The following is a 4,491-nucleotide window of genomic DNA, read 5'->3' on the forward strand; positions in this document are numbered from 1 at the left end:
ACCGGCCGTGGGCTCCGGGGCGAGAGCCAGCCGGGGGCGGCGCCGCCGCCGGCCCGAGCCGCCGTGGCCGGTGCCGTACCCGATCAGGACGTTGCCGGAGCCGGCCCGCTCCTCCTCGCGGTAGGTGGCGTGCGGGTCGTCGCCGCCGTCGCCGTCCAGCGGCGCGATCGTGACCAGCGGCTGGCCCACCGGGCGGACCTCACCCGCCGCGCCGTGCAGGGCGACGACCCGGCCGGCGTACGGGCAGGGGACGTCGACCACGGCCTTGGCGGTCTCCACCTCCACCACCGTCTGGTCCACGGTGACCACGTCGCCGACGGCGACCCGCCACTCGACGATCTCCGCCTCGCTCAGCCCCTCGCCCAGGTCGGGCAGGAGGAAGTCGCGGGTCCCGGTCGCGGTGGTCATGCCGTGCCGGCCGGGCATGCCCTCACGGCCCTCGCTTCGCTCGGTGCGTTCGCTCATGCCGTGCCGGCCGGGCATGCCCTCACGGCCCTCGCTTCGCTCGGTGCGTTCGCTCATGCCGCCACCCACCGCTCGTCCGGCTGGTCGTCCCACTGGAGGCGGGCCACGGTGTCCAGCACCCGGTCCACCGAGGGCAGGTGGGTGTGCTCCAGCATCGGCGCCGGGTACGGGATGTCCAGCCCGGACACCCGCAGCACCGGGGCGTGCAGGGCGTGGAAGCAGCGCTCCTGCACCCGGGCGGCGATCTCCGCGCCGACCCCGGCGAAGCCCTGCGCCTCCTGGATCACCACGCAGCGGCCCGTCTTCCGTACGGAGGCGGTGACGGTGGCGTCGTCGAACGGCACGATGGTGCGCACGTCGACCACCTCCAGGTCCCAGCCCTCCTCGCGGGCGGCCTCGGCGGCCTCCAGCGCGACCGGCACCGCCGGCCCGTACGCGACGAGGGTGGCGTCGGTGCCGGCGCGGCGCACGACCGCCTTTCCGAACGGCGCGGTCCGGGCCGGCAGCTCCGCCTCGGCGCTGGAGAAGTAGAGCTTCTTCGGCTCCATGAACACGACCGGGTCCGGGTCGTCGATCGCCTCGCGCAGCAGCGAGTACGCGTCCTCGACGGTGGCCGGGGTGACCACCTTCAGGCCCGGGGTGTGCGCGTAGTACGCCTCGGAGGAGTCGCAGTGGTGCTCCACGCCGCCGATGCCGCCGGCGTACGGCACCCGGATGACGATCGGCACGCTGAGCGCGCCCCGGGTCCGGTTGCGCAGCTTCGCCACGTGCGAGGCGATCTGCTCGAACGCCGGGTACGCGAACGCGTCGAACTGCATCTCGACCACCGGGCGCAGCCCGGACATGGCCAGGCCGACGGCGAAGCCGACGATGCCGGCCTCCGCGAGCGGGGTGTCGAAGCAGCGCTTGTCGCCGAACCGGGCCTGGAGCCCGTCGGTGATCCGGAAGACGCCGCCGAGCTGCCCGACGTCCTCGCCGAAGACGACCACCCGCTCGTCGTCCAGCATCGCGTCGGCGAGCGCGGCGTTGAGCGCCTTCGCCATGGTCATGGTGGCCATCAGGCGTCCCCCTCCTCGGCGCGGGTCGCGGCCAGCTCGGCCCGGACCTGTTCGCGCTGCTCGACCAGTTGCGGGGTCGGCTCGGCGTAGACGTGGTCGAAGAGGCTGAGCGGGTCGACCTCGGGCTGGGCGTTCATCCGGTCGCGCAGCGCGGCGGCGTACGCCTCGGCCTCCTCGGCGATCGCCGCGACCGCGGCGTCGTCCAGCACGCCCCGGTTCCGCAGGTACGCCTCCAGCCGGGCGATCGGGTCGCGGTCCCGCCACGCCTCGACCTCCTCGGCGTCCCGGTAGCGGGTCTGGTCGTCGGCGTTGGTGTGCGGCTCCATCCGGTAGGTGTGCGCCTCCACCAGGTACGGCCCCCGGCCGGCCCGGGCGTGCTCGACGGCCCGGGTGAGCACGGCGAGCACGGCCACCGGGTCGTTGCCGTCGACCTGCTCGCTGGGCACGCCGTAGCCGACGCCCTTGTAGGCCAGGCTCGGCGCGGCGGTCTGCCGGGACAGCGGCACGCTGATCGCGTACTTGTTGTTCTGCACGAAGTAGACGACCGGGGCCTTGAACACGGCGGCGAAGTTGACCCCCTCGTGGAAGTCGCCCTCGCTGGTGGCACCGTCACCGATGAAGGCCAGCGCCACGGTGTCCCGCCCCTGGTACGACTCGCCGTAGGCCAGCCCGGCGGCGTGCACGCACTGGGTGGCGAGCGGGGTGCACTGCGGCGCGGTGTGCACGGCGGTCGGGTCGTACCCGCAGTGCCAGTCGCCGCGGAGCAGGGTGAGCACCTCGACGGGGTCGATGCCGCGCGCGGTCAGCGCCATCGACTCGCGGTAGGTGGGGAACACCCAGTCGGTGTCGCGCAGCGCCAGCACGCCGCCGACCTGGCAGGCCTCCTGGCCGCGCGAGGACGGGTAGACGGCCAGCCGGCCCTGCTTGGTCAGCGCGGTGGCCTGGACGTCGAAGCGACGGCCGACGACCATCCGGCGGTACATCTCGCGCAGCGCCTCGACCGGCGGCTCCGGGTAGTCGTCCCGGGCCGGCAGCGGGGTGCCGTCCGGGCTCAGCAGTCTGACCGGCTCGCTCTTCGGCAGCAGACCGTCGGAGGGGTCGGGAGCGGCCGGGGTGGCCGGCCGGCGGGTGCGCGGGGATGCCCTGCGGACCGCCTGGGGTGTGGTCGTCACGGCGGGGCCCTCCTGGACGTGTGGTGGCCCTATGCTTCCGCTGTCGGATGATTGACTCAACAACCGCCGTGAACGCGGGACGAATGGCACTGGAAGGCGGGCTTCATGAGCCAGGAGACCGGAACCACACCGGGCACGGCGGGCGGAACGGGACGTTCGGCCGGGCCGCTCGACGAGGTCGACCGGCGGATCCTGCGCGAACTGGCCGAGGATGCCCGGCTCTCCATCCGTACGCTGGCCGAACGGGTGCACGTCTCGCGCACCAACGCGTACGCCCGGGTGGAGCGGCTGCTGCGCGACGGGGTGATCACCGGGTTCCGGGCCCAGGTGGCGCCCGAGCCGGCCGGGCTGGGCACCTCGGCGTACATCGCGCTGACCATCGAGCAGAACACCTGGCGCGAGGTGTCCGCCGAGCTGGCCCGGGTCCGCTACATCGAGCACGCGGCGCTGCTCAGCGGCGAGCACGACGTGCTGGCCCTGGTCCGCGCGCCGGACAACGCCACGCTGCGGGACGTGGTGCTGGACCGGGTGCAGAGCATCGCCGGGGTGCTGTCGACCCGGACCTGGCTGGTCTTCGAGGAGTTCGACGGGACGCTGAGCCCCTGGCAGTGACGCGCTACCGCTCGGGCGGCGCCTCCAGGCCCTCCCGGTCGGCCAGCTCCAGCAGCGGCTCCAGGGAGAACCGGCGCTCGTCCAGGCCCGCGTGCGGGTCGCCCCGCTCGGCGAACCGCGCCGGCAGGCTGACCACGTCGAAGTCCTCCGGCCGCGCGTCGTCCAACTCCGCCCAGTCCAGCGGCGCGGACACCAACGCGCGCGGCGTGGGCCGGATCGAGTACGCCGAGGTCACGGTGTGGTCGCGGGCCATCTGGTTGTAGTCGACGAAGACCGGCCGGTCCCGCTGCTCCCGCCACCAGGTGGTGGTCACCAGGTCGGGCAGCCGGCGCTCCATCTCCCGGCCGAGCGCCAGCACCGCGCGCCGGCAGTCACCGAAGCTCCACCGCGGCTCGATCGACAGGTAGACGTGGATGCCCCGGCCGCCGGTGGTCTTCGGGTAGCCCACCAGGCCCAGCTCGTCGAGGAACGCGCGCACCTCGTGGGCGACCGGGACCACCTGGGCGAAGTCCACCCCGGGCATCGGGTCCAGATCGATGCGGAGCTGGTCGGGGCGCTCCACGTCGCCCGCCGAGACCGGCCAGGGGTGGAAGCGCAGGGTGCCCAGGTTGGCCGCCCAGATCACCACGGCCAGCTCGCTCGGGGCCACCTCGTCGGCGGTCCGGCCGCTGGGGAAGGTGATGTGCGCGGTGCGCACCCACTCGGGCGCGCCCGCCGGCAACCGCTTCTGGTAGAAGGCGTCGCCCTTGTTGGTCTGCCGGGTGGCGATCTTCGCGCCCTCGAACACGCCGCGCGGCCAGCGCTCCAGCATGGTCGGTCGGTCGCGCAGCGCGCGCAGGATGCCGTCGCCGACGGCGAGGAAGTAGCGGACCACGTCCAGCTTGGTCAGTCCGCGCTCCGGGAAGTAGGGCTTGTCGGGGCTGGAGACGCGGACCAGCCGCTCCCCCACCCGGATCTCCTCCGCCGCCGTGGTCGCCACGCCTCACACCGTAGCCGCCGGGGCCGGTCGCGGGGACCGGCTCACCGGGACTCCGCGGTCACCAGCAGCCGGATCTGGGCGTCCACCCAGGCGCGTACCGCCGCGTCCCCCGGGCCGGCGCCGAGCGCGCCGGCCAGGTCGGTCAGGGCCGCGCCGCAGCGGTCCAGGCCCACCCGGCCCAGCCCGGCGCCGGCGTCGCGCAGCC

The 4,491-nt window shown here is 74.3% G+C and carries 5 protein-coding genes; 1 reads left to right on the forward strand and 4 read right to left on the reverse strand.

The genetic code is table 11. The features are described 5' to 3' along the window. The 3 genes from B0E53_RS33280 to pdhA all read right to left on the reverse strand — a co-directional run. Positions 1-408: biotin/lipoyl-containing protein (locus B0E53_RS33280; protein WP_348639687.1), on the reverse strand; the 408-nt coding region annotated here is incomplete at its 3' end. Between the two features lie 110 nt (positions 409-518). Then, positions 519-1,523 carry an alpha-ketoacid dehydrogenase subunit beta gene (locus B0E53_RS33285; RefSeq protein WP_107079570.1) on the reverse strand — a complete coding sequence of 335 codons (1,005 nt, stop codon included), beginning with the start codon at positions 1,521-1,523 and terminating at the stop codon, positions 519-521. After that, positions 1,523-2,728 (reverse strand): pyruvate dehydrogenase (acetyl-transferring) E1 component subunit alpha, encoded by a 1,206-nt coding sequence (gene pdhA / locus B0E53_RS33290; protein WP_210406315.1) that lies wholly within the window; start codon positions 2,726-2,728, stop codon positions 1,523-1,525. The genes B0E53_RS33285 and pdhA overlap by 1 nt, the downstream gene beginning before the upstream one ends. A 72-nt stretch (positions 2,729-2,800) precedes the next feature. On the opposite strand from pdhA, the gene B0E53_RS33295 reads away from it, so the two are divergent. Continuing rightward, complete coding sequence (locus B0E53_RS33295; RefSeq protein WP_107079572.1) at positions 2,801-3,307, forward strand: Lrp/AsnC family transcriptional regulator; 507 nt, start codon at positions 2,801-2,803, stop codon at positions 3,305-3,307. Positions 3,308-3,311: 4 nt separating this feature from the next. Here the strand turns inward: B0E53_RS33295 and B0E53_RS33300 are convergent, their stop codons facing one another. Beyond that, the gene (locus B0E53_RS33300) at positions 3,312-4,286 is read right to left on the reverse strand and encodes a DNA primase small subunit domain-containing protein (protein WP_107079573.1); all 975 of its coding nucleotides are present in this window, start codon (positions 4,284-4,286) and stop codon (positions 3,312-3,314) included. Positions 4,287-4,491 lie beyond the last annotated feature (205 nt).

Origin of the sequence: Micromonospora sp. MH33 (genome assembly GCF_003013775.1) — a bacterium.
Lineage (GTDB): Bacteria > Actinomycetota > Actinomycetes > Mycobacteriales > Micromonosporaceae > Micromonospora > Micromonospora fulviviridis.